Annotated in this window: 25 protein-coding genes and 1 tRNA gene; 11 read left to right on the top strand and 15 right to left on the bottom strand. The window is 32.0% G+C overall.

The window, feature by feature from the left end; translation table 11 throughout:
• The coding region (locus ACFHWD_RS15695; RefSeq protein WP_378062658.1) for an exosporium glycoprotein BclB-related protein at positions 1-720 on the top strand (720 nt) is incomplete at its 5' end.
• A gap of 81 nt (positions 721-801) precedes the next feature.
• On the opposite strand, the gene ACFHWD_RS15690 is transcribed toward ACFHWD_RS15695, so the two are convergent.
• Positions 802-2058 (bottom strand): hypothetical protein, encoded by a 1257-nt coding sequence (locus ACFHWD_RS15690; protein WP_378062657.1) that lies wholly within the window; start codon positions 2056-2058, stop codon positions 802-804.
• Positions 2059-2699: 641 nt separating this feature from the next.
• Here ACFHWD_RS15690 and ACFHWD_RS15685 point away from each other — a divergent pair.
• Positions 2700-3503, top strand: coding sequence for a hypothetical protein (locus tag ACFHWD_RS15685; protein ID WP_150356787.1), 804 nt, complete (start codon positions 2700-2702; stop codon positions 3501-3503).
• 349 nt (positions 3504-3852) lie between these two features.
• On the opposite strand, the gene ACFHWD_RS15680 is transcribed toward ACFHWD_RS15685, so the two are convergent.
• From ACFHWD_RS15680 to ACFHWD_RS15665, 4 genes are all read right to left on the bottom strand, one after another.
• Positions 3853-4065, bottom strand: a complete 213-nt coding sequence (locus ACFHWD_RS15680; RefSeq protein WP_150356788.1) for a hypothetical protein — start codon at positions 4063-4065, stop codon at positions 3853-3855.
• A 161-nt stretch (positions 4066-4226) separates the two neighbouring features.
• Positions 4227-4991, bottom strand: coding sequence for a type I 3-dehydroquinate dehydratase (gene aroD, locus ACFHWD_RS15675; RefSeq protein WP_179978423.1), 765 nt, complete (start codon positions 4989-4991; stop codon positions 4227-4229).
• A 66-nt stretch (positions 4992-5057) separates the two neighbouring features.
• The gene (locus tag ACFHWD_RS15670) at positions 5058-5573 is read right to left on the bottom strand and encodes a GNAT family N-acetyltransferase (RefSeq protein WP_179978422.1); all 516 of its coding nucleotides are present in this window, start codon (positions 5571-5573) and stop codon (positions 5058-5060) included.
• 11 nt (positions 5574-5584) lie between these two features.
• On the bottom strand, positions 5585-5971 hold the full coding sequence (locus tag ACFHWD_RS15665) for a MarR family winged helix-turn-helix transcriptional regulator (protein WP_150356826.1): 387 nt from the start codon (positions 5969-5971) through the stop codon (positions 5585-5587).
• Between the two features lie 275 nt (positions 5972-6246).
• Between ACFHWD_RS15665 and ACFHWD_RS15660 the strand changes: the two genes are divergently transcribed.
• A complete protein-coding gene (locus ACFHWD_RS15660) occupies positions 6247-6921 on the top strand; it encodes an NAD(P)H-dependent oxidoreductase (protein ID WP_150356791.1) in 675 nt (224 codons plus the stop codon).
• Positions 6922-6995: 74 nt separating this feature from the next.
• Here ACFHWD_RS15660 and ACFHWD_RS15655 read toward each other — a convergent pair whose 3' ends face one another.
• Both ACFHWD_RS15655 and ACFHWD_RS15650 read right to left on the bottom strand, forming a co-directional pair.
• Positions 6996-7769 (bottom strand): SDR family oxidoreductase, encoded by a 774-nt coding sequence (locus ACFHWD_RS15655; RefSeq protein WP_150356792.1) that lies wholly within the window; start codon positions 7767-7769, stop codon positions 6996-6998.
• Between the two features lie 53 nt (positions 7770-7822).
• Entirely contained in the window at positions 7823-8149 is a 327-nt protein-coding gene (locus tag ACFHWD_RS15650; RefSeq protein ID WP_150356793.1) for a helix-turn-helix domain-containing protein, read from the bottom strand.
• A 109-nt stretch (positions 8150-8258) separates the two neighbouring features.
• Between ACFHWD_RS15650 and ACFHWD_RS15645 the strand changes: the two genes are divergently transcribed.
• A complete protein-coding gene (locus ACFHWD_RS15645) occupies positions 8259-9047 on the top strand; it encodes an amidohydrolase family protein (RefSeq protein WP_150356794.1) in 789 nt (262 codons plus the stop codon).
• A gap of 244 nt (positions 9048-9291) precedes the next feature.
• Here ACFHWD_RS15645 and ACFHWD_RS15640 read toward each other — a convergent pair.
• Both ACFHWD_RS15640 and ACFHWD_RS15635 read right to left on the bottom strand, forming a co-directional pair.
• Positions 9292-9367: transfer RNA gene (locus ACFHWD_RS15640), tRNA-Trp, on the bottom strand.
• A gap of 46 nt (positions 9368-9413) precedes the next feature.
• Positions 9414-10352 (bottom strand): metal ABC transporter substrate-binding protein, encoded by a 939-nt coding sequence (locus tag ACFHWD_RS15635; RefSeq protein ID WP_236035277.1) that lies wholly within the window; start codon positions 10350-10352, stop codon positions 9414-9416.
• Between the two features lie 230 nt (positions 10353-10582).
• Between ACFHWD_RS15635 and ACFHWD_RS15630 the strand changes: the two genes are divergently transcribed.
• Genes ACFHWD_RS15630 through rimI form a run of 4 tightly spaced genes read left to right on the top strand, consistent with a single transcriptional unit; the run spans position 10583 to position 13518 of the window.
• The gene (locus tag ACFHWD_RS15630; RefSeq protein WP_378062656.1) at positions 10583-11902 is read left to right on the top strand and encodes an HD-GYP domain-containing protein; all 1320 of its coding nucleotides are present in this window, start codon (positions 10583-10585) and stop codon (positions 11900-11902) included.
• Entirely contained in the window at positions 11903-12358 is a 456-nt protein-coding gene (gene tsaE / locus ACFHWD_RS15625; protein ID WP_150356816.1) for a tRNA (adenosine(37)-N6)-threonylcarbamoyltransferase complex ATPase subunit type 1 TsaE, read from the top strand.
• Between the two features lie 4 nt (positions 12359-12362).
• On the top strand, positions 12363-13076 hold the full coding sequence (gene tsaB, locus ACFHWD_RS15620; RefSeq protein ID WP_150356817.1) for a tRNA (adenosine(37)-N6)-threonylcarbamoyltransferase complex dimerization subunit type 1 TsaB: 714 nt from the start codon (positions 12363-12365) through the stop codon (positions 13074-13076).
• The gene (gene rimI / locus ACFHWD_RS15615; RefSeq protein ID WP_150356829.1) at positions 13069-13518 is read left to right on the top strand and encodes a ribosomal protein S18-alanine N-acetyltransferase; all 450 of its coding nucleotides are present in this window, start codon (positions 13069-13071) and stop codon (positions 13516-13518) included. Before tsaB ends, rimI begins: the two co-directional genes overlap by 8 nt.
• Positions 13519-13597: 79 nt before the next feature.
• Here the strand turns inward: rimI and tyrS are convergent, their stop codons facing one another.
• The 3 genes from tyrS to ACFHWD_RS15600 form a co-directional block, all read right to left on the bottom strand.
• Positions 13598-14818, bottom strand: a complete 1221-nt coding sequence (gene tyrS, locus ACFHWD_RS15610; protein ID WP_150356818.1) for a tyrosine--tRNA ligase — start codon at positions 14816-14818, stop codon at positions 13598-13600.
• A 252-nt stretch (positions 14819-15070) separates the two neighbouring features.
• Complete coding sequence (locus tag ACFHWD_RS15605; RefSeq protein ID WP_150356819.1) at positions 15071-15481, bottom strand: hypothetical protein; 411 nt, start codon at positions 15479-15481, stop codon at positions 15071-15073.
• 133 nt (positions 15482-15614) lie between these two features.
• A complete protein-coding gene (locus ACFHWD_RS15600) occupies positions 15615-16763 on the bottom strand; it encodes a helix-turn-helix domain-containing protein (protein WP_150356820.1) in 1149 nt (382 codons plus the stop codon).
• Positions 16764-17065: 302 nt separating this feature from the next.
• Between ACFHWD_RS15600 and ACFHWD_RS15595 the strand changes: the two genes are divergently transcribed.
• A complete protein-coding gene (locus tag ACFHWD_RS15595; protein ID WP_150356821.1) occupies positions 17066-17227 on the top strand; it encodes a zinc-ribbon domain-containing protein in 162 nt (53 codons plus the stop codon).
• Positions 17228-17297: 70 nt separating this feature from the next.
• Here ACFHWD_RS15595 and ACFHWD_RS15590 read toward each other — a convergent pair whose 3' ends face one another.
• A complete protein-coding gene (locus ACFHWD_RS15590; protein ID WP_150356822.1) occupies positions 17298-17858 on the bottom strand; it encodes an ECF transporter S component in 561 nt (186 codons plus the stop codon).
• Positions 17859-18299: 441 nt separating this feature from the next.
• Between ACFHWD_RS15590 and ACFHWD_RS15585 the strand changes: the two genes are divergently transcribed.
• The gene (locus tag ACFHWD_RS15585; protein WP_150356823.1) at positions 18300-19286 is read left to right on the top strand and encodes a phosphatase PAP2 family protein; all 987 of its coding nucleotides are present in this window, start codon (positions 18300-18302) and stop codon (positions 19284-19286) included.
• A 116-nt stretch (positions 19287-19402) separates the two neighbouring features.
• Positions 19403-20995: a peptide chain release factor 3 gene (locus ACFHWD_RS15580; protein ID WP_150356824.1), complete on the top strand. Its 1593-nt coding sequence runs from the start codon at positions 19403-19405 to the stop codon at positions 20993-20995.
• 89 nt (positions 20996-21084) lie between these two features.
• Here ACFHWD_RS15580 and trpS read toward each other — a convergent pair whose 3' ends face one another.
• Positions 21085-22098, bottom strand: a complete 1014-nt coding sequence (trpS, locus tag ACFHWD_RS15575) for a tryptophan--tRNA ligase (RefSeq protein ID WP_150356825.1) — start codon at positions 22096-22098, stop codon at positions 21085-21087.
• A 418-nt stretch (positions 22099-22516) separates the two neighbouring features.
• A complete protein-coding gene (locus tag ACFHWD_RS15570; protein WP_150358134.1) occupies positions 22517-22891 on the bottom strand; it encodes a desulfoferrodoxin in 375 nt (124 codons plus the stop codon).
• Between the last annotated feature and the right edge of the window lie 41 nt (positions 22892-22932).

Here is a 22932-nt window from a genome sequence, read left to right as displayed (position 1 = left end):
AAAGGTAAACCTGGATGTCCTGGCCCTAAAGGCCCTCAAGGTCCTCAAGGGAAACCCGGCTGCCCTGGTCCTCAAGGTCCCAAAGGTGATCCTGGATGCCCTGGTCCCCAAGGCCCTCAGGGTAAACCCGGTTGTCCCGGCTCACAAGGCCCTAAAGGCGACAAAGGAGATCCTGGTGCTCAAGGTCCTCAAGGCCCCAAAGGCGATCCCGGACATGGTTCTATCATTCCATTTGCATCAAATGATCCAGTTATGTTAACTACTTTTTCAAATGGAACAGTTAACACGGTAAGTCTGATAGGATTTGGAAATTCAATCAACAATATTAATATTTATAAAGGTAAAATTTATCTCGGTGGAATTGGAAATATAGCTTTCTCTATACCTCGAAATGGAGTTATAACTTCAATATCGGCATATTTCAGCACTAGCAATTCATTTTCATTAGGAGATGGCTCAGCAACTATTAAGGCACAATTATACAGTTCAAATACTCCAAATAATAGTTTTGCACCAATTCCAGGTGCCAGCGTTATACTGCCACCTATAACTGGGCAAGTTGTTGATATTGATACTATTACAAATAATATTAATACTAATTTAAATATACCAATTGATTCACAAGCTCGTTTATTAATGGTATTTTCAATAACAACATCAGGTATTTTCTGCAGTAGTATAATAGAAGGTTATGCAAGCGCAGGTATTACTATAGAGTAAGGTAACATTTTTAAAACCATCAATAAATTTATTCTTCAAAAATTTAGGGAAGTTTGTTCTATTCAAACTTCCCTTCAACATTTATAAGCCATGATCTTTTTTCCCAAATAATTTTGCCACGAATGACTGATTCTTTTCAGTTTCCAATTGATCCTTAAGTTTTTTATTCTCTTCAATCAGATAATCCACCTTTTTCTTTAGTAACTGATTATTTTTTTCTTTCTCCTCTAATTTATCCTGTACACTCTTTGTAATTATTTGCTGACTTGAAAACTGACGTTTTACTTCATCCATTTGTTTTTCGATATTTTTTTTGACCTCCATAAAAAAATTTAAATTTTCTTCTAATCTCTTTTTCTGTTCAATAATTCTAGAAAGTTTATTTTCATATTCATCTGCAACATGTTTTTTATTTTGTAAATAAACACTAAAAGAATCAATCTTCTCCTTAAGGATAATATTCTCATGACAAATACTTTTAAATTTTTCCTTTATTTCTTCAATGCTTTCATCCTCTTGGCCAATATTCAAGCTTTCGCCGCTTACCTCTTCTTTCAACAACTTTATAATATTTTCTGCCAAATCTGCAGGCGAAAAAACAAATAATCCATCTTTTTCTGTTCCATAAACTATATATGACTGTTTACTTTCTCTAATATTAATAAAATTATATATCTTAATTTCAGTTTTTGAATCTTTATTGAAGGGAATATGTCGACTCCATTTTCCAAATCTGTAACTTGAGCAAAGCACATTATTATTTTCTTGCCAACAAATAAAAAGTTTATTATTTTCATAAAATATGATTGGTTCAATAGGTTTTATTTTGCTTTTATAAACTTCACACTTTTTCATATAAATGTCACTTTCAATACAAACATGTTCAAGTAAATATGTTGATCCTTCTTTAGTCCTATTAATTATATTAAACATACCAGAATCACTCGCCACTTTGAACAATATATTATCGCCTTGTAATCCATAAAGCCTCTTATCCGAAGTCCATAAATTGCTTTCATATTTACAATAAGATAATGATATTTCATCTCCACTATCTGAAAGGAAAAAGACATTAATGCAATCATTATTGCCTATTTCTATATCATAGTATTTGTCAACTTTACTCGATAAAACTATATTCTGAATAGTGTAAAATTTTATTTCTTTTCCATCCCATATGTAATGCTTTAAAATTCCATGTTTACTACCATCAAATGCTTTAAGCAAATAAAAAAAATTTAATTTACCCTTTAAAATTACAGCTTTTAAGCTTTCAATTTTAAACTGATTTTTATCTATATGATAAAGTAACCTTCCGAACCATTTACCATCCTTCATAGTACAATATCTCATCTCATATTTCTTGTTAACATATATAATATGAATCATTTCATCTTCAACACAGACAGCGAATTCAATTACTTCCACATCAATAAATTTCTCTTTTGTCCATTTCCCCTGATCATGTATCAATTTATACATCAATACATCAGTATCGTTTAAATAGATTTTCCACATATCATTATTGATATTAAATATCCACGGATATATATTTGCCATAATATCTTTCACCCCTTTAAATTATATTTTTGTTAATATAATTTATAACCCACATTTTATAAAATTTTATTAAATATATTATGTTTGGATATCACAACTATGATACTCAAACATAATATATAATGTAAGACGATATAACTTTTTCTGTACAAATCGTTCAACTTTTTACATTAATGAAGAATATTAAAAATTCTCAAATAAAAACAGAGACTTCATAAATCATCTGTGAAAATATTGATTACTTCATGTTGTTAAAACAAACTATATCTTTCCTCCCAATGAGTTATTACATTGTATCGTATCAATTTATCTTCTCATAGTGGAGAAAAATATAAAAAACTAATGGTAAAAAACAGATAAACAAATGCCTACGGTATACCGCGGACAGTTAAATTATAATATTTAAAGGAGGAAAATCTATGTCCATAAATTTTAATAAATTTGTGCCCCGTCCAGGCCTCGTAAACAAACAAGGGCATTTACCAGATCCTTCAGAATTAGTTTGTGTAGAAGTTCCTAAAGTTTTTGATCAATGCTTGATTAAAAGATGCATTTCCTATTGTGAAGGGCCCGATACAGCTACAACAGATTATGAATTGAGAAGCAATCCATTAGATAATCCAAAAATATACATTGGCTGTAGAGATTTTAAAATTACATTGACATCAATAGAAAAAATACCACTTTCATGTGAGAATGGCTTCAAAAAATTAATCATTTGTTATACTATTTCATTTTATGCAGATTATATCGACTGTAATGCAGTAAATAAAAGCGAGCTATTCGAAATAAACAGACAAGATGTAATTGGCAAATTCTATTGCCCAGATTCATTGTCTAAAGTATCCTGCAACCAATCAAACAGTTCAAAAGATGAAATAGACAACATTATAAAACTCGAAATGGTGGCTGATGTACTTCAAGCCGTATTGCATGAAGATGAAAATAATTGCAAAGTTTTAGATATCACTTTGGGATACTATATAATTGTAAAATGTGAACTTATAGTACAGCTGCTAATACCAGCTTACAGCTACTGTCCAGTTCCTAAGGAACCATGCGAACCTGAGCCTGAAGAAAATGTATGCGACAAATTCAATAGATCACCAGTGCCAAAGTTTTATCCAGATCAAAACTTGAGTCCATTATTCCCTGATTCTGAAACAGATTATGAACCAGAGCACCAGACAAATTCCAAAGAAGATAATGGGTGCAATAATTGATTATAATCACAGATATATTTAAATTAAGTGCTGTACTTTATCATTTAAAACAGATTTCATAATTCTCGTTATAAAATTTTGAATAAAAATGGCCTCAGGTCTCAGTAAATTTTCTACCTTAATAGAGAAGCATATTAGTCAAATTATTAAATATTTATCTTATGGCTGTTATTGCCAATTCCCCCAGATTCCCGAGAGTGGAAGATGATAAATAATGTTACATTTATAGATAAATTTCTATAGGCTTCAGATGATAAAAAATATTCTATACGTACAAAAATTTCATCCGAACCTGAGAATCACTTGATATGCTTCTCTATTTAAGTACATATTATCTTTAGTTTTATATTTATTCTTCCAGTGTAACTACGTATTTTTTGTATTTACAAGGTTCAATTGAAGATATATTATTTATATTAATGATTACTCTATTATTATTCCTACAATCTTGAATTTCCAAAAACTTATCTTCTATACACCCATAATCCGAAATAACTCGTTGGGGATCTTTATCTACAAAATACTCAGTACCGCTGTTCATAATTATTTTAGATCTATCCATTTCAAATTTCTCCTCTGTCAATTATTTTTAAATCAACATAAAAAAATGATTTAAGAATAATATACCCTATCTGGCGTCTATATATTTTATTGTAGATATCTGTATCCTATCAATCTTCATTAAAGTGATAACATACACAATTATGCCAATCCTATAGTTACCTATTTGCAGGCAATAAGTCGAAGCACTTTATATAACTCACCTGCTTCTAATTGTCCCGGAGCAGAGGCGGATTTAGCTGATCCAAAAGTAACTGCTGAACCAAAAATTTCACCTGCTATTCGGCTGATGATACCTAATGAGCCCATAGATATAGTGATAACCGGAGTTTGGCCATGACAGCATACCATCTCATTAGTAGCAGCTAATAAATCAAGCACATCTTGGGCACTGGAAGGCATTACCGCAATTTTAGGTAAGTCCGCACCTAGATACTGCATTCTGCACATCTTTTCCACCAACGTATTCTTCTCAGGTGTATTTTCAAAATCATGGCTGGAAATAATAACTTTTATACCATGTCGGTGCACTGTACCCACCATTTCCCTCACCAATTCATCACTTCCAATGGACAATTCAATATCAACAATGTCAACATCGCCAGTAGCTGCAATTGACTCTATAAGTTTTTTATAGTATTCCACTGTAATTTTCTTTTTTCCACCTTCTTTGGCAGTTCTAAGAGTAAAGATCAGAGGAATATCACCTAAAACTTTCCTAATCTTTGCAAGGATTTTTTTCACTTTTCGAATATTATACACATCCTCATAATAATCAATTCTCCACTCCGCCAAGTCCAAATTGATTGTTTTTAAATATGTTATTTCCTCAACAATATCTTCATCATTAGAACCCATAAAAGGTACTGCAATCTTAGGAATTCCGTCTCCCAACTTCACATTTCTTACTCTCATTACATCTTTCATTTTTCTTTCCCTCTCTGTCATTATTAGCAAACTCCATCTGAACCTGAGAATCATTTGATAATTATTTTAAATAACATACTTATCCGGATCTAATATCTTTTCATAACAGTTAAATGGCTTTTCCTTTCCTAAAAAATTAATCTCCCCAATAAATTTGTAATCACACTTTTTAAATAATGAATTCATCTTTGTATTTACTGAATATGTATCAGTTTTTAAATATCTGACATTGCTTTTGAGTGCAAGTCTCTCAGCTAATTTCAGTAATTCAGTGCCAATGCCAATTCTTCTATAATTTGAGTTAACAGCCATTCTGTGAACAATCGCAGCCTCTTCATTTAATGTCCAATTTAAATCACCATATTCAGCTGGTTCCACTTTATTAATACATACAAAACCAGCTAAATGCCTTTCTCTTTCCAACACAAATAAACTCTCTTTTTGAATGTCATTTATAAAATCCTCTTTCCTTGGATAATTTTCATCCCATTGAGTATTATTGTAGGTATGCATTTCCTCAACGGTCCGTTTTATAATTTTCATTATATCCTCTATATCCCTCACATTTGCCTTTCTTATCATAATACCACTCCTTAAAAATTTTTTGATTTTTCCCAGACACTCTCAACATTTTCCCTCATTTTTTTTACTAATTTATAGGCTAACTTTTTTTCTCTTTCATCAAGATTGCAGAAACAAATTTGGATATATTTATTTTCTTCATCAATAATGAAAGAATATATATCCAATGCCCTTTTACTTGGATAAAGTCTCCACATTCTTTTATCCACATCGTCTCTTTTTCTATCTATATAATCAGCTTCAACGAGTTTTTGTATGGCTTTTGTAGTAGTTGTTTTATCTACTTTCAAAAGATTTGATAAATCCACCTGATTAATTCCAGGATTCTCACATATCCTGGTAAGAAACATAAATTGGCCTTTTTGCAATTTTATCTCCTTGAATTTAACATCACTCATAAAATGAATACAACGTGACAAAGCTCCTATCTCTCTCAATATACAGCTATATAAATTTGTTATATCTTTCACCTCTCATAAATACAATTGAAGTCTTCACTATAATCAGTTTATCATTTTTTAGTTGAATGTTCAACTATATTGTTCTACAGTTATAAATTGTTTAATATTACAATTATATTTTCTTAATATTCAAAATCTTATTTTCTTGCTAATAAAATAAAGTATAATAAATATATAGAATGCATTAAATTTATATAAAAAAGGTGATCATTATGGATAAAGAAAATATTAAAGAACAGGTATTAAAAGCATATAAATTCAGACACGCTTGCAAAGAATTTGATGGTACAAAAAAGGTTTCAGATGACGATTTCAATTATATACTTGAAGTAGGCAAATTATCCCCCAGTTCTTTTGGGTTCATACCATGGAAATTTTTAATACTTCAAAATAGAGAAATCAGGCAAAAAATATCTCCTGTAAGCTGGGGTGCAAAACTCAAACTCCCTGATGCAAGTCACTTTATAGTAATACTATCGAGAAAAACACCAGATCTGATATACAACTCCAAATATATATCACATATCATGGAAGATGTCCAAAAACTTCCTCAAAATGTAATTGATCAAAGAAAAAGGGGATATGAAAACTTCCAGAAAAACGATTTTAAATTACTGGAAAGTGACAGGGCCATGTTTGACTGGGGATGCAAGCAAACTTATATAGCTCTTGGAAATATGATGACAGCAGCTGCCCTTATAGGAATTGACTCTTGTCCTATAGAAGGATTTAACAGAGATCAGGTAGAAGAAATTCTGGCAAAAGAGGGGTTACTGAACAGAGAAAAATTTGGAGTTTCCTGTATGGTAGCTTTTGGATACAGGAAAAAGGAACCAAGGCCCAAAACCAGGCCGTCCTTGACAGATTTAGTTCAATGGATCAAGTAACATCATTTGGTATCAAAACAGCAGATTCTAATAGGATCTGCTGTTTTGATCAATCACTATTTTTATCCAATTATCTATAGTCTTCTTATCAACTCCCACAACCATATCATGATCTCATGGGGAATAAATTTGGCCACTATTCTGTGAATAAAACATACTGGTCCCGGAGTAGATACCGGCAGCCCAATCCTGCTGTCATTAAGTGCTATAGCTGCCACATTTTTTGCCCTACCTGCAAATATAAAATTTCTTATTTTTCTACCATCCCTGCTATGTTTGGCTTTGGGAATAAATTCAGTATCTTTAATCCAGTAAGGGCAGACTGCTGTCACATGAATGCCTCTCGGCAGTAATTCTATTCTCAGAGCCCTGCTGTACCTATAAAGAAATGCCTTGGTAGCAGCATATACATTCAGGTATTGAAATGGCTGAAATGCAGCTGTTGAGCATATTTCAATAATACGACTTCTCCTTTTCATGTATGGCAGCACCGCTACAGTCATATCGACGGCAGCACGACAATTCAAATCTATCATATTGTCACTGTCCAGAAGACTTATATCACTATAACTTCCAATTTTACCAAATCCAGCTGCATTTACTAGTATATCCACCTGTGGTTTTTGAGCTTTCAAATATTCTATAAAATAATCAATACTTTCTCTTTTAATAAGGTCAAGGGGCAAAAGCTCAATTGGAACGTCAACTCTGGCAGTCAATTCCTTAAGGCGTTCTTCCCGTCTGGCAATGACCCAAATTTCACTGATATTTTTCTCTTTAGAGGCAATCTGATAAACAAACTCTCTGCCAAGCCCACTTGAAGCACCGGTTACTATGGCAATTCCCATTTTATCCCCTCCTCATGATTAATATATTCTTTATTATTCTTAAAAAATTCCTGTTAGATACCATGATTCCTTCCCCATTGACACATGACTTTTACAAGGGGTATGAGACTTTTTCCCTTTTTGCTAAGAAAATATTCTACTTTAGGAGGAATCTGCATATACTGCCTTCTCAGTACAATACCTTTATTCTGCAGTTCTTTTAACTGTGAACTCAGCATTTTATGGGTAATTCCATCAATATTTTTTTTCAATACACCATATCTTACAGTTCCCATGCAAGCCAGCAAATAAATTATCTTCAATTTCCATTTCCCATTTATAATTGACAAAGTGTACTCAAAGGGCTCCTTATTTCCTACATAACAAAGCTTTTCTGACATATCATTACTCTCCTTTATGATAGTATAACACAAAAAAGTGCATACTATTATTTGTATTTATACCGGATATAATAGAGATAATCAAATTTTTAAAACTAGGAGTGATACTATGATTATCGATGGACATTCTCATCTTACTTTACCTGTGGAAGAACATATAAAAATCATGGATTGTGCGGGGGTGGACAAGACAGTGTTATTTTCCACGTCATTTCATCCTGAATTGGATAAAAATACACAGGAGGTAAAAGCCTCAATGAATTATCTCAATGAGCTGTTGGCCGGTAAAAAGGGAAATATGACAGAAATACGTAAAAAATCAATTGAAGAACTGGTAAAAGCTATTAATTTGTATCCTCATCGCTACATTGGATTTGGTGCTGTACCTCTAGGATTGGATTTGAGCACTACAAGGCAATATATCTCAGATAATATTGAGAAAAATCATCTGGCAGGAATGGGTGAATTCACCCTTGGAAGTGGACAAATTCCTCTTTTGAAAAATATCTTCAAACTATCAGGTGAATTCGGAAATCTTCCAATTTGGATACATGCTTTTTTCCCACTTACATTACAGGATATTAAAGAAGTATCCAATTTTGCACGGAAATATCTCTCTACTCCTGTTATTCTCGGACACCTGGGTGGAATCAACTGGCTTGAAACAATGGATATTGTAAAAGAAACCTCCAACTTATTTCTCGATACCTCTGCATATTACTCCACACTTGTTTTAGGAGCTGTTATCAACGAATTACCTGATAAATGTATTTTTGGAGTGGACAGGCCTTTTGGTGACCTTGATCTATCCAAGGAAACCATATTGAAGGTTGCCAAGTCACAGTCCATTGCAAAAGCAGTATTGGGAGAAAATATAGCACATATACTGAAAATTTAATTTAAAGCACAAGGTACATATATGAAACATGGCTCGGTATCAAAGTAAAAATAAATAATTCTGAAAAAATAATAGACAGCCCTTCTCACAAGCTATCTATTATTTAAACAAATAAATTTTATAAAGCAGACTAATTCACCCTGTCTATTACTAATAGTGCACCATTAAAAAAAAGAGCCTATATTAAATTAGCTCTTCAACTTTTGCACCTTGTGCGATTTCTGTACGGTTTTCATTTTAAAAATGGCAGGGGTAGAAGGCTTCGAACCCTCAACCAACGGTTTTGGAGACCGCTACTCTACCAATTGAGCTATACCCCTAAGACGTTATTTATTATATAATATAAAATAGTAAATTGCAAGTTTTTTATCTCTTGTAAATATTTCCCAAATTTTTAATATTGTATTTGAGAGTATCTTCATATGTAAGATCTCCGTCATAAATTTCTATTTTTACCGCCTTTATATTATAATCTTTCAATATTTCAGCATTATCTTTTAATATAGCTTCATCATTATATAAAAATATTATATTACTATTTTTTAATTTTTGCTCTAAACTTTGCTTTTCATCTGGATCTTTGGGAATTATACTGCCATTTTCCCCGGGATTTATCTCCAGAGCATTTAAATTGTTGTATTTTACAAAATAGCTCAGTTGATCTTCAGCCACAATAAAATTATAGTCACTCAGTTGATCATCTACAGATTTTAAATCATTTTTATAACTATTAAGATTCTTCAATGCTTCAGAAAAGTTCTTCTCATAAATATCCCTATTCTGTGGATCCTTATCTTGAAGTGCATTTTTTATATTCATAAGCATTATTCTATAATTATCAATATTAGTAAAATAATATGGATTATACTTTAAAATCCTGCCATCATATTTTACTGTTTTATTATAAGTTAAAAGCTGCACTCCTCTAGAAACGTTAGTTACTCCAACTTTGTTCTTATTTAATTTATCTACAAAACTATCTATCCAAGGTTCAAAACCTGCTCCTACGTAAAAAAAGAGATCTTTTTTAGATATATTGTTTACACTATCTTCTGTAAATTTAAAATTCATTTCACCTGACCTATTATTAAACATGTATTCAACTACATGTCTATCTTTAACTATGGATTTTACCATATTGTACAAAAGTTTGTCAGTAGTTACTATATTTAATTCCACATCTTTTCTCACAGCCAATTTATTAACACTTTTATCTGTTTCATTATAATTCTTGCCACTACAGGATGCAAAAAATATTATCAAAAAAAGCATAATTAAACTTACTAATCTTTTCAAGTTTTTCACCTTTCTCCCTACATTTTAAAATAAAATAGTAGTACCTTGATCAAGTGATTCTCAAGTTCGGATAAATTAGATAATAACAAATATATTTTACATAAAGTGATCTAACATTGCAAATTACTTTTATAATTCATAAATCACTCTTTATGTGCTTAACTATAATATGTTTATCAGATCATTTTATTGTGATAGAATTATATATAGTTAATATACCACTAAATGGAGGTTTAACCATGAAAGTTAGTATCGATAAAACAATAAGATCTATGGCAATAGCTCTTGATTTAGCCCAGATAAGCTCCAATTATAACAATTTTCCGGGAAATGATCCTATTATTGAAAATATAACCAATGTAAATTATTCCGATCATAAGTTCATGCATCATTCCCAGAGAACTACATACATAGCACTTGAAATTGCAAATCAAATAAATCTAGACCAAAAATGCAAAGATAGAATCTACGTATCAGCATTATTGCATGATATAGGGGCAGCAAACTTTCTTTATGACAAAAGCCACTCTGCCAATCTTTTTATAAAAGAGCACTGTAAAATTGGAGCCAAAATAACAGAACACTTTCCCATATTCAAGAATCTGTCCACTATAATATTATATCATCATGAAAATTTTAATGGCAGTGGACCTATGAAATTATCTGAAAATGAAATTCCCATAGAAAGTCAAGTAATAAGAATCTCCGATTTAATAGAAATATTATATAATGAAAATTTGTCTAACTTTCAACAAAAGGATAATATTATAAAATGGGTTAAAAATAATTGCAACAAAATTTTCTCCGAAACAATCGTAAGTGCTTTTTTAAAGAGTGCAATGCACGATATATTCTGGTTAAATCTTCAAAACATATCTTTTGCCAGTTTCATATTAGATAAAATGCATCCAAACCTAAACATGTTTATGGGCATAGATGAATTTGAGGATATATCCATGATATTTGCAAATATAATAGATAATAAAAGTAAATTTACTGCAACTCACTCCAAGGGTATAGCAAGTTTAGCCTACAGGGTCTCAAAACACATTGGATATCCTGTAGAAAAATGTCGTGAGATGAAAATTGCAGGTCTTCTTCACGATATAGGTAAGTTAGCTATTCCCCTATACATATTGGATAAAAACGATTCTTTGACAGATGAGGAATTTAATATAATAAAATCCCATGCTTATTACACCAAAATAATTTTAGACAGAATAGAGGATATACCCAACATAAGCGAGTGGGCATCAAATCACCATGAAAAATTAAACGGCAAGGGATATCCGCGTGGTTTAAAGTCGGATGATCTATCTGAAGAATCCAGAATTATGGCGGTATGTGATATATATCAGGCACTTACGGAAGATAGACCTTACAGAAAGGGCTTATCTTCTGTGAAAGCTTTTAGTATAATGGATAATATGGCACTTGAAAATTTTATATGTTCTAATGCACTAAATTATTTAAAAGAAGTTATATATATTTCCTCACATTCTTCTAAAAAATATATAGCAGCTTCTTGTAAGAAGAAAGATACTCGGGAGATGAAATAATTGGAATACGTTTCAAAAAGTGTGGAAGATACCATGGATTTGGGAAAAAGATTGGGAAATTTATTGAATGCCGGTGACATAATCTGTCTTAAAGGTGATCTTGGCACTGGTAAAACCTACTTTACCAAAGGTATAGCATCGGGTCTTAAAATAAACACCACTATAACAAGCCCAACTTTTACTATAGTAAATGAATATGAGGGAAGACTAAAACTCTTTCATTTTGACGTGTACAGGGTGAACGATATAGACGAAATATCATCTATAGGATTTGATGAATATATTTTCAGTTCTGCTGTAAGTGTTATAGAATGGGCTGATTATATTAAAGAACTAATACCAGAAGAATGTATATGGGTAAGTATTTATAAGATGCCAGAAAAAGGTCTTGACTTCAGAAAAATAATAATAAAATACCATGGAAATAGATATAATTATATAAAGGAGTTAAAATAGAAATATGAAAATTTTAAGTTTGGATTCTTCTACCGAATCAGCAACATGTGCTATACTGGATGAATATAAACTATTTGGTGAAATTACTTTTAATTATAAGAAACAACATTCTACAGTTCTAATGCCTATAATAGATAGACTTTTGAAAGACTTAAACATAGACATAAACTCCTTAGATGGATTTGTTGTTTCCAAAGGGCCTGGTTCCTTCACAGGTCTCAGAATTGGAGCCGCTGTAATCAAGGGACTAAGCCAGGGTACGGGAAAACCTTTTATTGGGGTATCTTCTCTAGATGCTCTAGCCTATAATTTATGCTATACTCCAGGTATTATATGCCCAATACTGGACGCTCTCAGAGGAAATGTATACACTGCAATTTATAACTTTGTCAATGATAATTTAAATATTATGAGCAGATATATGATTATCTCCATTGATGATCTAATTGATCTGCTAAATCGCCATAATAAACCTATATACTTTATAGGAGACGCCATACCAAAATTTAAGGAGAAATTAACTTCAGAGGTAAAAGATTCTCATTTTGCACCTGTGCACTTAAACTTAGTAAAAGCCTCTTCCTTAGGCGAACTAGGGTTAAAGCTCTTAATTTCTGGTCTACAAGATGATCTTTACAAATTTGCCCCTTTCTATTTGAGAAAATCCCAGGCAGAAAGAGAATATGAAAAAAAATTGGGGTCTTTTAAAAATGATTGATGTGGAAATATGTCCTTTAAAGCCAGAATATATTGACAGCGTACTTGCAATAAACAATATGTGTTTTCCCACACCCTGGTCAAGGGAATCTCTTGAAAGAGAAATTAAAAGCAATACCCTTGCTAAATACGTAGTTGCTAAAAAACTTGACATACTAATGGGGTATGCAGGTATGTGGCATATATTAGATGAAGGACACATAACAAATATAGCAGTCCATCCTGAATACAGGGGATTTGGTATTGGAAGTGCTCTGCTAGATGCACTCATAGAAATATGTAAAATTGAACTCATAACCAGCATGACTTTAGAAGTAAGAAAGTCCAACCTAATTGCTCAAAATCTCTATAAAAAATATGGATTTGTAGAAGAAGGTATAAGAAAGTCATATTATATGGACAATAAAGAAGATGCCATAATAATGTGGAAACATAATATTTAAAGGCTCATCCAGGACAAAATTTGTTTAATATGATTTACAAATCTATTAAAACAGCTGTCCTGGATAAGTTATATCCTATTTATTTAAGTGCAATTCTATTATAATTTTTCTTACCTTTCCTTACAAGCATATATCCATTTTTAAAGTCATCTTCTGTAACAATAAAATTAGGATCCCCGACTTTCTTATCATTTACAGTCAGACCATTCTGATTTATAAGTCTCCTGGCCTCACTTTTAGATGGCAATATGTGCAGTTCAACTAAAAATTCCACTATAGAACACCCTAAAGAATTTTTAGTTGTTTCCACTGTAGGTATATTTCCCATATCATGACCACCAACAAACAATGTCTCTGAAGCCTTTTTAGCTTTTTCAGCCTCATCCTTTCCATGTACAAGCTTAGTAACTTCATAGGCCAAAGTTTTTTTAGCTTCATTTATCTTCTCTCCAGGAAGTGCTCCAAGTCTTTTAACTTGATCCATTGGAAGGAAAGTTAAAAGCGTCAAGCATTTTTCAACATCAGCATCATCTATATTTCTCCAATACTGATAGAAATCATAAGGTGATGTTTTTTCCTTGTCTAACCAAAGTGCTCCACCTTCAGTTTTACCCATTTTCTTGCCATCGCTTTTAGTCAAAAGCGTAAATGTCATTCCATAAGCAGGTTTATGCTCTTTTCTTCTAATCAGATCTACTCCTGCAATAATATTTGACCACTGATCATCTCCTCCAAACTGAAGTACACAATTGTACCTTCTGTTTAATTCTAAAAAATCATAAGCCTGCATTAACATATAATTGAATTCAAGAAAAGACAGTCCCTTTTGAAGCCTCTGTTTAAAACATTCCGCTGTAAGCATTTTATTTACAGAAAAATGAACTCCTACCTCTCTTAAAAAATTTATATAGTTCAGATTCAAGAGCCATTTGGCATTGTTCTCTATAATGGCCTTTCCGTCTTTTAAATCTATAAGTCTTGAAAATTGTTTTTTAAAGCATTCAACGTTATGTTGTATCTGTTCAGGAGTCAACATTTTTCTCATATCAGTTTTGCCGGTTGGATCGCCCACCATACCTGTGCCTCCACCAAGCAGAGCTATAGGTCTATGCCCTGCTTTTTGCATATAAGACATAACCATCATCTGTAAAAAATGTCCTACATGAAGGCTATCTGCGGTAGGATCAAATCCTATATAAAACGTTATTTTTTCTCTTCCCAATAATTCTCTTATCTCTTCTTCATGAGTAGTTTGTTTTATGTAACCACGTTCTAATAATATGTCATAAACATTAGTCAATCAAAATCACAACCTTTCAAATAATAAGTACAGCTGTTATAATGTATAGTATATATTCAAAGCTTATCTTTTTCAATATTTTACCCAGATATTGCAATTTTACAACATTGGCATTATTTATCACCTGATGATTTCAAAAAATTAGAGACAATAGCAATGATATTTGTCAGATAAAATATTAAGACTGGAAACCTTTCCAGTCTTAAGTATATTATAAAGATTAAATTGTTTTCGCATCAATAAGCAGCTCAATTAGGCCACATACTTCATAATAAATTCTGGTATTTTTTCCTCTTCTTCATTTATGCTTATATAAAAATTCACTCTATATTCTGCCGATAATTTTTCAATATTATAAAACAAATGCGACATATCTTCAAGATTCCCATCTATAATATTAAACAACCCATCAACAAAGATTGTATCAATATCATAGTCCTCTGAAAGTATGCCGCACAAAAAACCATAAAAAGTTTCCATCTTTTTTAATTTAAAATCACTTGTAGCTATAAACCTTATTTCCCTGTTTAATTGAAATGACGGTCGTTTGTCATCATCTACATAAACAATATGCCCCCTTCCTATATTTGCTTTTTCATTAGCCAAATTAATCAGCTCTTTTGTTTTTCCTGAACCTCTTTTGCTGCAAAACACATGAATCATTTCTATCACCCCTTAATTTAATATTTAGGTGCCATCCTTATACATAGATTATATAATGTTCAGAATATTTTTTCAACAGCTATATAATAATTTATAATAAAAATCACTACATTTTTTGCATTACCACCTCACATCATTTGAAATTTTTAATGCCGGGATAAATTACTTTAAAATTATAATTCTTCATAGAATTTATAAATTTAACCTTTCCCTTATTTTTAAACTTTTTCCGCATTCTATTAAAACCAGATGAAATATTCACAGATCTCTCTTTAGTATCAAGAGCTATTATCTTTTCATATATCCACATATTCCTATTTAAATAATTATAAAAATTTGCATTCCTTCTATTTATTAAAATACCCGGACTGGTTACCACCATGCTATTATACCCTAACACAACCTCTATTCCCCTGGAAAAATCCGAATAATCTCTATACACTATAGCTTCTCTTATTCCTTCATTTACCGCTTCCACAGGATATGATTTCACATTTATAATCTCCTTAACTGTCTCCTCTGCTTTGTCCATCATAGAGAGCAAATCCCCTTGAATTACAACAACGGATTTAAAATTTTTATTAACCTTATTGACTATTTTTATCATGTTATGGGGCACACATATATTATTAACTCTGGAGAATACCAGCAGCCCACCCAAGGTGGCCATATATTTCCCCGAATTTTTGTCCATATATATTATTGAAGCGTTCTCCATTAACTCTATTTTATTGTCATCAATAATCTCTATTCCCTGGGATAAAAAATATCTGCGTACTATGTTATCATCTATGCAGTTCAAATCACTGTGGGGTATTGGACAAAGTTCCACATCTATAATTAGATTTTCCTGAAGAGCAGAGATTATTTCCTGTTTGCGCATAGTATCATTAGTTGAGCCTCTTCTTATATAAAAAGCTCCATTGTCTCTCATCTGGTAGGGTCTTTGGGGACTGTTATATATATTTATAACAGCTATATTTTTGTTATTATACTTTAGGATTTGGAGTGACACCGGTATTGGAGGATCAATTCTAGAACTAATTATCTGTTGTATTTTTTCCTCGCTAAAATTTATTTTATCAACACCAAGTATTCTTTTTGTTTTATCTTCAATTCCTATTATGAGGTAGCCCCTACCCCCTCTAGAATTAGCTATAGCACATATATCCTTGGCCAGTTCTTTTCTTCCACTATCATTTTCAACATTTATGCACTGTTTAAAATCCAATTTAGGTCCTTCTGATCTTTTCAACAAACTAAGAAATTTTTTTATATCCATAAAAACAACCTCAATTTTAACATATGCCTTTTATTTTTTATTATATATTACTCTTGTTAAAATTCCAAATGACTCTTACTGCTATATATTCTGTATTTCAGTTATATCAATAAATTGGGGAAAGCAATATTCTTCTAAAACATTGCTTTTTTATTAGAATATGGTATAATGTGAATAGAGTTTTACTCTAATTATAATTTATGTATATTAGGTCAAATTTTTTCAAGGTACTATATTCTCCTTAACCCTAGGAGGTAGATTATCAAGAATAAAATTAGTCCTGGTTAAGGAGGTTTATTTAAATGGCAGATAAGACAATCATATGTAAGGACTGTGGAAAGGAATTCGTGTTTACTGAAGGTGAACAGGAATTTTATAAAGAAAAAGGATTTGAAAATGACCCTGTAAGATGCCCAGAATGTAGAAAGAAGAGAAAAGCGGAGAAAAACAGAATGAGAAGATAAATAAAGAGAGGTTTATCCTCTCTTTTACTTATTTACCGTCAGCAACTTAGCTGCATAATTCCCAACATTTCTATTTTACCAAATTTACTCTTTTTAAAACTTTTGCCAGTGGAAGTGCTATAGCCATTCCCACAATGCTCTGTGCAATATTTCCCGGAATTTCTGCCGCTGATAATACAAGTGCCTGGGAGAAACCTATATTGGTTATGTAATGCATCATTAAAACTCCGGCTGTATAATACGCTGCTATCATCCAGACGCAAGCCATAGCAAATGCTAGTACATTATTCCACAGCTTTTCCCCATTATATTTTCCTCTATAGGCAATTGCTGCCGCAATCCACGCCATAATACCCTTTATAAAAAAAGTAAAGGGCGCCCAAATAGCATAAGGTGAAAGAATATCAAATAAACTCATTCCTATAGCAGCTGAAAAAAAACCTTTTTTTCTTCCCAAAAGTACTGCTGCTAAAAGTACCATGCTGTCTCCCAGATGTACGACTCCCCTAAACACAACTCCTGTCGGTATATTGATTACAGCTGTAGCAATATAGGTTACCGCTGCCATAAGTGCTACTTGAATGATATCTCGAACTTTTAGATCACTAATGCTTAATTTTTTTTGTTCCATTACGGTCAATCCTTTCTCTAATTATAAGTTAGTACTATTATATTTTTGTTTACAAAAAAGTCAAAATGTATGGGTACAATTTTATTTTATAATAACTTTGCTCAATAAGGGTAATAATATATATTGAATAATAGATTTAAGAGGAGGAAACAATGACATTTTTCAAATGGCTTTGTAATCTTATAGTTATATTATTTTTCATAGGATTAATGTTAAGAATAGGAGCAATATCTATAAACATTTTGCTTTTAATATGTATCTCTGTCTTTACATTGGATCTATTAGTTACCAGGAAAAAACACACATAAATTTACAATTTTTTATGATTTTCACCAACCTCTCTATGTACTTTAAAAAACAGTAAGTATATGCGAATATCTTATATACTTACTGTTTTACTCATGATATAATTTATCTTGTACATAGGGAGGTTATAATTTTATGCAAAAATTAGTAGAAAAAAAAATATGGAGAAGAGCAAAATATATATGCCTAGAACTTCTGGAACTATTAAAAAGGTACTATTTTGTGCTTATAGGTTTATTTTTTTTACACAGAGCCCTGCACATAGCACCTTATTCATCCATCAGTCTAACCAGCAAAATATATTTATTTATGCTTGCTTTAATATGTTTTACTGTTTATAAAGACATTAGACACGATGTTAAATTAATTCCATTTCTATTAATATGTACTGTTTTTTTCCTGTTTATATTTTATATAAATAAACATGGATATGGATTCTGGGGTAAAATGTTACGATGGCAGATTAAAAAAGATATAATAGTAAATCTAAATCCCATTTTCAGCAGTATACCTTTTAATGACGGAAGTTTTGCAAGAGTATACAAATCAGAAACTCTAACCTGGTTCTTCAGAATAGTATACAACAATGGTTTTGTACTTCCCGTTCTATTGGCATTATACAGATCTGCATTAATTATGGATTTAAAAAAGATGCTTCGTTATACATTATCCGCCCATGTTCTGCAAATATTCTTGATAACTCCATTTTACCTTACCTTTCACCTGCAAGAGGTATGGTATGTACTTGGACAACCTGATGGACTGGCCAGACACTTAAGTTCTAAAGCTGCTGCTGGAATTACACTCAATTGTTTTCCTTCTATGCATACATCTATATGCTTTGCCATGTTCTTATTGGCACTTAGGGAAAGAAATAAAATATTCAAATTTATCTTTGGATTTTTTTGCCTGAGCGTAATATATTCAACCCTGTATCTTGAAATTCACTGGGTAATAGACATAATTGCCGGTATGATTTTGGCATATGTAACTGTAAAATTGTCAGATTTTATATTGGACAAGGCTAAAATATTATTTGAAAAACCTTTAAATATATTCTACTACAAAAATAGAAAACCTATTTATGTTAATAATTATTATTTGTACACCATGAAAAACTAATTTGTTTTTAAAATACACTTGTCAACACTATATTTATCTGAAGTTGACATTAATATATAATAAAGTTAAAATCAGTAATGGAACTAACTAATAGAGAGAATAGGAGAGAAAATGTAGTGGCAGACTTAAGAAAAGAGATAGAAAAAAGAAGAACTTTCGCAATAATATCTCACCCGGACGCTGGTAAAACAACCCTTACTGAAAAGCTGCTATTATACGGTGGTGCCATAAGACTTGCAGGTTCAGTTAAGGCTAGAAAAGCTACAAAACATGCAGTATCAGACTGGATGGACATTGAGAAAAAGAGAGGAATTTCTGTAACTTCATCGGTAATGCAATTCAATTACGATAATTACTGTATAAATATACTGGATACACCAGGACATCAGGATTTTAGTGAGGATACATATAGAACTTTAATGGCCGCAGACAGTGCTGTAATGGTTATTGATGCTGCAAAGGGAGTTGAAGCCCAGACTAAAAAACTTTTTAATGTATGCAGTTTGAGAGGAATTCCCATATTTACATTCATAAATAAGATGGATAGAGAAAGCAAAGATCCTTTTGAACTAATGGAGGACATAGAAAATGTACTTGGTATAAAATCTTACCCAATGAACTGGCCCATAGGATCCGGTAAAGATTTTAAAGGTATATATGACAGAAAAAAAAATTTAATAGAAGTTTTCAATGGAGGCAATCATGGTCAAACTGCAGTAACATCTGTAGAAGGTACGGTGGAAGATGCCGTATTTAAGGATCTTCTAGGAGAACCTCTCCACAAAAAGCTTCAGGAAGATATAGAACTTTTGGATATAGCTGGAGATAAATTTAATATGAAAGAAGTTAGAAAGGGTATGCTTACTCCCGTGTTTTTCGGCAGTGCCCTTACAAATTTCGGGGTAGAGCCCTTCTTAAAAGAATTTTTAAATTTAACCTCACCGCCATTGCCCAGAAAATCTGACATTGGGGAAATAGACGCTTTTGATCCCAGGTTCTCAGCCTTTGTATTTAAAATACAGGCCAATATGAATCCCTCTCATAGAGATAGAATTGCATTTATGAGAATATGCTCTGGGAAATTCAAAAAAGGAATGGAAGTATTTCACATACAGGGAAAAAGTAAAGTCAAACTCTCCCAACCACAGCAATTTTTAGCTCAGGACAGAGAAATAGTAGAAGAAGCATATGCCGGGGACATAATAGGTGTATTTGATCCAGGGATTTACAGTATAGGAGATACCCTCTGTTCTCCTGATAAAAAATTTAAATTTGAAAGTATTCCCGTTTTCGCACCCGAACATTTCGCCAGAGTTAAAACCATAGATACCATGAAAAGAAAACAGTTTATAAAGGGAATAACAGAGATCTCACAGGAAGGTGCAATTCAAGTATTTAAGGAATTAAATATAGGCATTGAGGAAATCATCATAGGTGTAGTGGGATTACTCCAGTTTGAAGTATTAGAATATAGGATGAAAAGTGAATACAATGTGGATATAAAAATAGATGTCTTACCTTACAGAGCTATAAGGTGGATAGAGAACTCTAAAACAGCATTAGAAAATTTAATTTTAACAAGTGATACAAAAAAAGTAAAGGACTTAAAGGGAAGAGATATATTGATATTTCAAAGTGAATGGAATATCAGCTGGGCACTGGAACACAACAAGGGCCTTGAACTGTCAGATATAGGAAAAGTAGAATAAATAACTTTTATCAAGGGCAAATTAGATGCTGTTTTACAGCGGTAATTTGCCCTTAATTTATTGTACCTAAAATTCATATACCAGATCTTTTATTTTGACACAGGTATGAATCCTATTTTTTTCTGCATTTTCCTCAAGACTTTACTGGACACATAGTATGCTTTTTCTGCACCCTTCTTATATATTTCCTCCAGATATTTTTTATTCTCAAGAAATTCATTTACTTTGTTCTGTATGGGAGAAAGTTCTCTTATCAAGGCTTCTGCTACATCATTTTTAAATTCGGCATAACCTTTTCCCTTATATTTAGCTTCTATTTCACCATGACTCATTCCAGCAGCTGCAACCAATATATTTATGAGATTTTTCACACCCGGCTGATCATCTGTGTATTTCACCACACCTACACTGTCCGTAATACACCTACTTATCTTTCTTCTTATCACTTCAGGAGGATCCATAATCAGTATGTAACTGTTAGGATTGCTGGATGACTTAGACATTTTTTTTGTAGGATCCTGCAGATCCATTATCTTGGATCCTCCTTCTGGTATATACCCCTCCGGTAAAGTAAACGTAGGACTATAGGCATTATTAAATCTTTCAGCTATATCCCTAGTAATTTCAATGTGTTGAGTCTGATCTTTTCCTACAGGTACAAGATCTGCATTGTAAAGCAATATATCTGCGGCCATCAGTACAGGGTAATTGAGGAGTCCTGCACTTACACCCTCTGCCGTATCCCCATACTTTTTGGCCTTGCTTTTATACTGAGTCATTCTCTCAAGCTCTCCCACATAAGTAAAACAGTTTAAAAGCCATGCTGCTTCACTATGAGTAGGAACATGAGATTGAATAAATATGGTATTTTTCTCAGGGTCTATGCCTGCAGCCAGATATATGGCCAGTACTTCAAGTGTCCTTCTTCTCAAATCCTTTGGTTCCTGCCTTACAGTTATGGCATGTAGATCCACCACACAAAAATAACAGTCGTATTTATCCTGAAGCTTTACCCAGTTCTTCAAGGCTCCAAAATAATTTCCTATGGTTAAATTTCCCGAAGGTTGAATTCCACTAAATATTACTTTTTTCTTATTTTCCATAATTTTACCTCCAAATATTACAATATTTTTGATTGATAAAAAGCGCCCTATGATTTAAATCATAGGGCGCTTTTAACGCTGTACCACCTAAATTCAAGAAGCTCAAAGAACCTTCTCCTCAAAATGGATCACAAAATCCTATCTCATAACGCAAGAATTACGGTTAAAACTACTAAAAATTAATTTAATTCATTTTACTCCTCTGGAACCCATTCAATTTAAGCATAATTATTGTACTTTCACCATATACAACTCTCTATAAATCTGTTTTTAAATTTACTTGCTTCCCTTCAAAGGATTTAATTTATATTAAATATTATTATATATTTTACTATAAATATTCTAAAATTACCATAGTAATTTATTTTATTATAAAAACCTCCCCAAATTTATGGGGAGGCTGGAACAAAATACGGTATTATTTTTTCCAAAGTCCATGCAAATTACAATATTCTCTTGCCATTACAACTTTTTCATCCAGTTTAAATGTAGCTTCCGGTTTTTCACCTGGTTTCAAATATTTTCTATAGATTTTATTTTCAGTATGGACTTCGATCCACTGAATATAATGTTCTGGTGTCATAGGATGTTCAACTGATCCAACTTTAACTTTTACTCCGCCATCTATTTCTTCAATTACAGGTACATGTTTTTCAAGAGCAGCATCCACAGTATTCTCCTCTATCAATTTCATGGGTTTGCCACAACATACTAAAGTTCCACCACCTTTATAGAGAACCTCCACTATATTGCCACATACTTCACATTTGTAAACTTGTTTGACTTCTATCATGATCAATTCCTCCTATTAATATTATTATATAATATAAATTC

The sequence above is a fragment of the Clostridium sp. MT-14 genome, from assembly GCF_042436595.1.
GTDB lineage: Bacteria > Bacillota > Clostridia > Clostridiales > Clostridiaceae > Clostridium_B > Clostridium_B aromativorans.
The sequence above is the reverse complement of the archived record's forward strand: the minus strand, read 5'-3'. Positions and strand labels throughout refer to the sequence as shown.

What these genes read in the sequence shown, in the direction of transcription:
- ACFHWD_RS15595 (WP_150356821.1), top strand. Translation starts at nt 17,066, where the DNA reads ATGGCAGATAAGACAATCATATGTAAGGACTGTGGAAAGGAATTCGTG.
- ACFHWD_RS15685 (WP_150356787.1), top strand. Translation starts at nt 2,700, where the DNA reads ATGTCCATAAATTTTAATAAATTTGTGCCCCGTCCAGGCCTCGTAAAC.
- ACFHWD_RS15590 (WP_150356822.1), bottom strand. Translation starts at nt 17,858, where the DNA reads ATGGAACAAAAAAAATTAAGCATTAGTGATCTAAAAGTTCGAGATATC.
- ACFHWD_RS15585 (WP_150356823.1), top strand. Translation starts at nt 18,300, where the DNA reads ATGCAAAAATTAGTAGAAAAAAAAATATGGAGAAGAGCAAAATATATA.
- ACFHWD_RS15670 (WP_179978422.1), bottom strand. Translation starts at nt 5,573, where the DNA reads ATGATAAGAAAGGCAAATGTGAGGGATATAGAGGATATAATGAAAATT.
- ACFHWD_RS15665 (WP_150356826.1), bottom strand. Translation starts at nt 5,971, where the DNA reads ATGAGTGATGTTAAATTCAAGGAGATAAAATTGCAAAAAGGCCAATTT.
- aroD (WP_179978423.1), bottom strand. Translation starts at nt 4,991, where the DNA reads ATGAAAGATGTAATGAGAGTAAGAAATGTGAAGTTGGGAGACGGAATT.
- ACFHWD_RS15650 (WP_150356793.1), bottom strand. Translation starts at nt 8,149, where the DNA reads ATGTCAGAAAAGCTTTGTTATGTAGGAAATAAGGAGCCCTTTGAGTAC.
- ACFHWD_RS15680 (WP_150356788.1), bottom strand. Translation starts at nt 4,065, where the DNA reads ATGGATAGATCTAAAATAATTATGAACAGCGGTACTGAGTATTTTGTA.
- ACFHWD_RS15600 (WP_150356820.1), bottom strand. Translation starts at nt 16,763, where the DNA reads ATGGATATAAAAAAATTTCTTAGTTTGTTGAAAAGATCAGAAGGACCT.
- ACFHWD_RS15605 (WP_150356819.1), bottom strand. Translation starts at nt 15,481, where the DNA reads ATGATTCATGTGTTTTGCAGCAAAAGAGGTTCAGGAAAAACAAAAGAG.
- ACFHWD_RS15660 (WP_150356791.1), top strand. Translation starts at nt 6,247, where the DNA reads ATGGATAAAGAAAATATTAAAGAACAGGTATTAAAAGCATATAAATTC.
- trpS (WP_150356825.1), bottom strand. Translation starts at nt 22,098, where the DNA reads ATGGAAAATAAGAAAAAAGTAATATTTAGTGGAATTCAACCTTCGGGA.
- tsaB (WP_150356817.1), top strand. Translation starts at nt 12,363, where the DNA reads ATGAAAATTTTAAGTTTGGATTCTTCTACCGAATCAGCAACATGTGCT.
- rimI (WP_150356829.1), top strand. Translation starts at nt 13,069, where the DNA reads ATGATTGATGTGGAAATATGTCCTTTAAAGCCAGAATATATTGACAGC.
- ACFHWD_RS15690 (WP_378062657.1), bottom strand. Translation starts at nt 2,058, where the DNA reads ATGAAGGATGGTAAATGGTTCGGAAGGTTACTTTATCATATAGATAAA.
- ACFHWD_RS15655 (WP_150356792.1), bottom strand. Translation starts at nt 7,769, where the DNA reads ATGGGAATTGCCATAGTAACCGGTGCTTCAAGTGGGCTTGGCAGAGAG.
- ACFHWD_RS15645 (WP_150356794.1), top strand. Translation starts at nt 8,259, where the DNA reads ATGATTATCGATGGACATTCTCATCTTACTTTACCTGTGGAAGAACAT.
- ACFHWD_RS15570 (WP_150358134.1), bottom strand. Translation starts at nt 22,891, where the DNA reads ATGATAGAAGTCAAACAAGTTTACAAATGTGAAGTATGTGGCAATATA.
- ACFHWD_RS15630 (WP_378062656.1), top strand. Translation starts at nt 10,583, where the DNA reads ATGAAAGTTAGTATCGATAAAACAATAAGATCTATGGCAATAGCTCTT.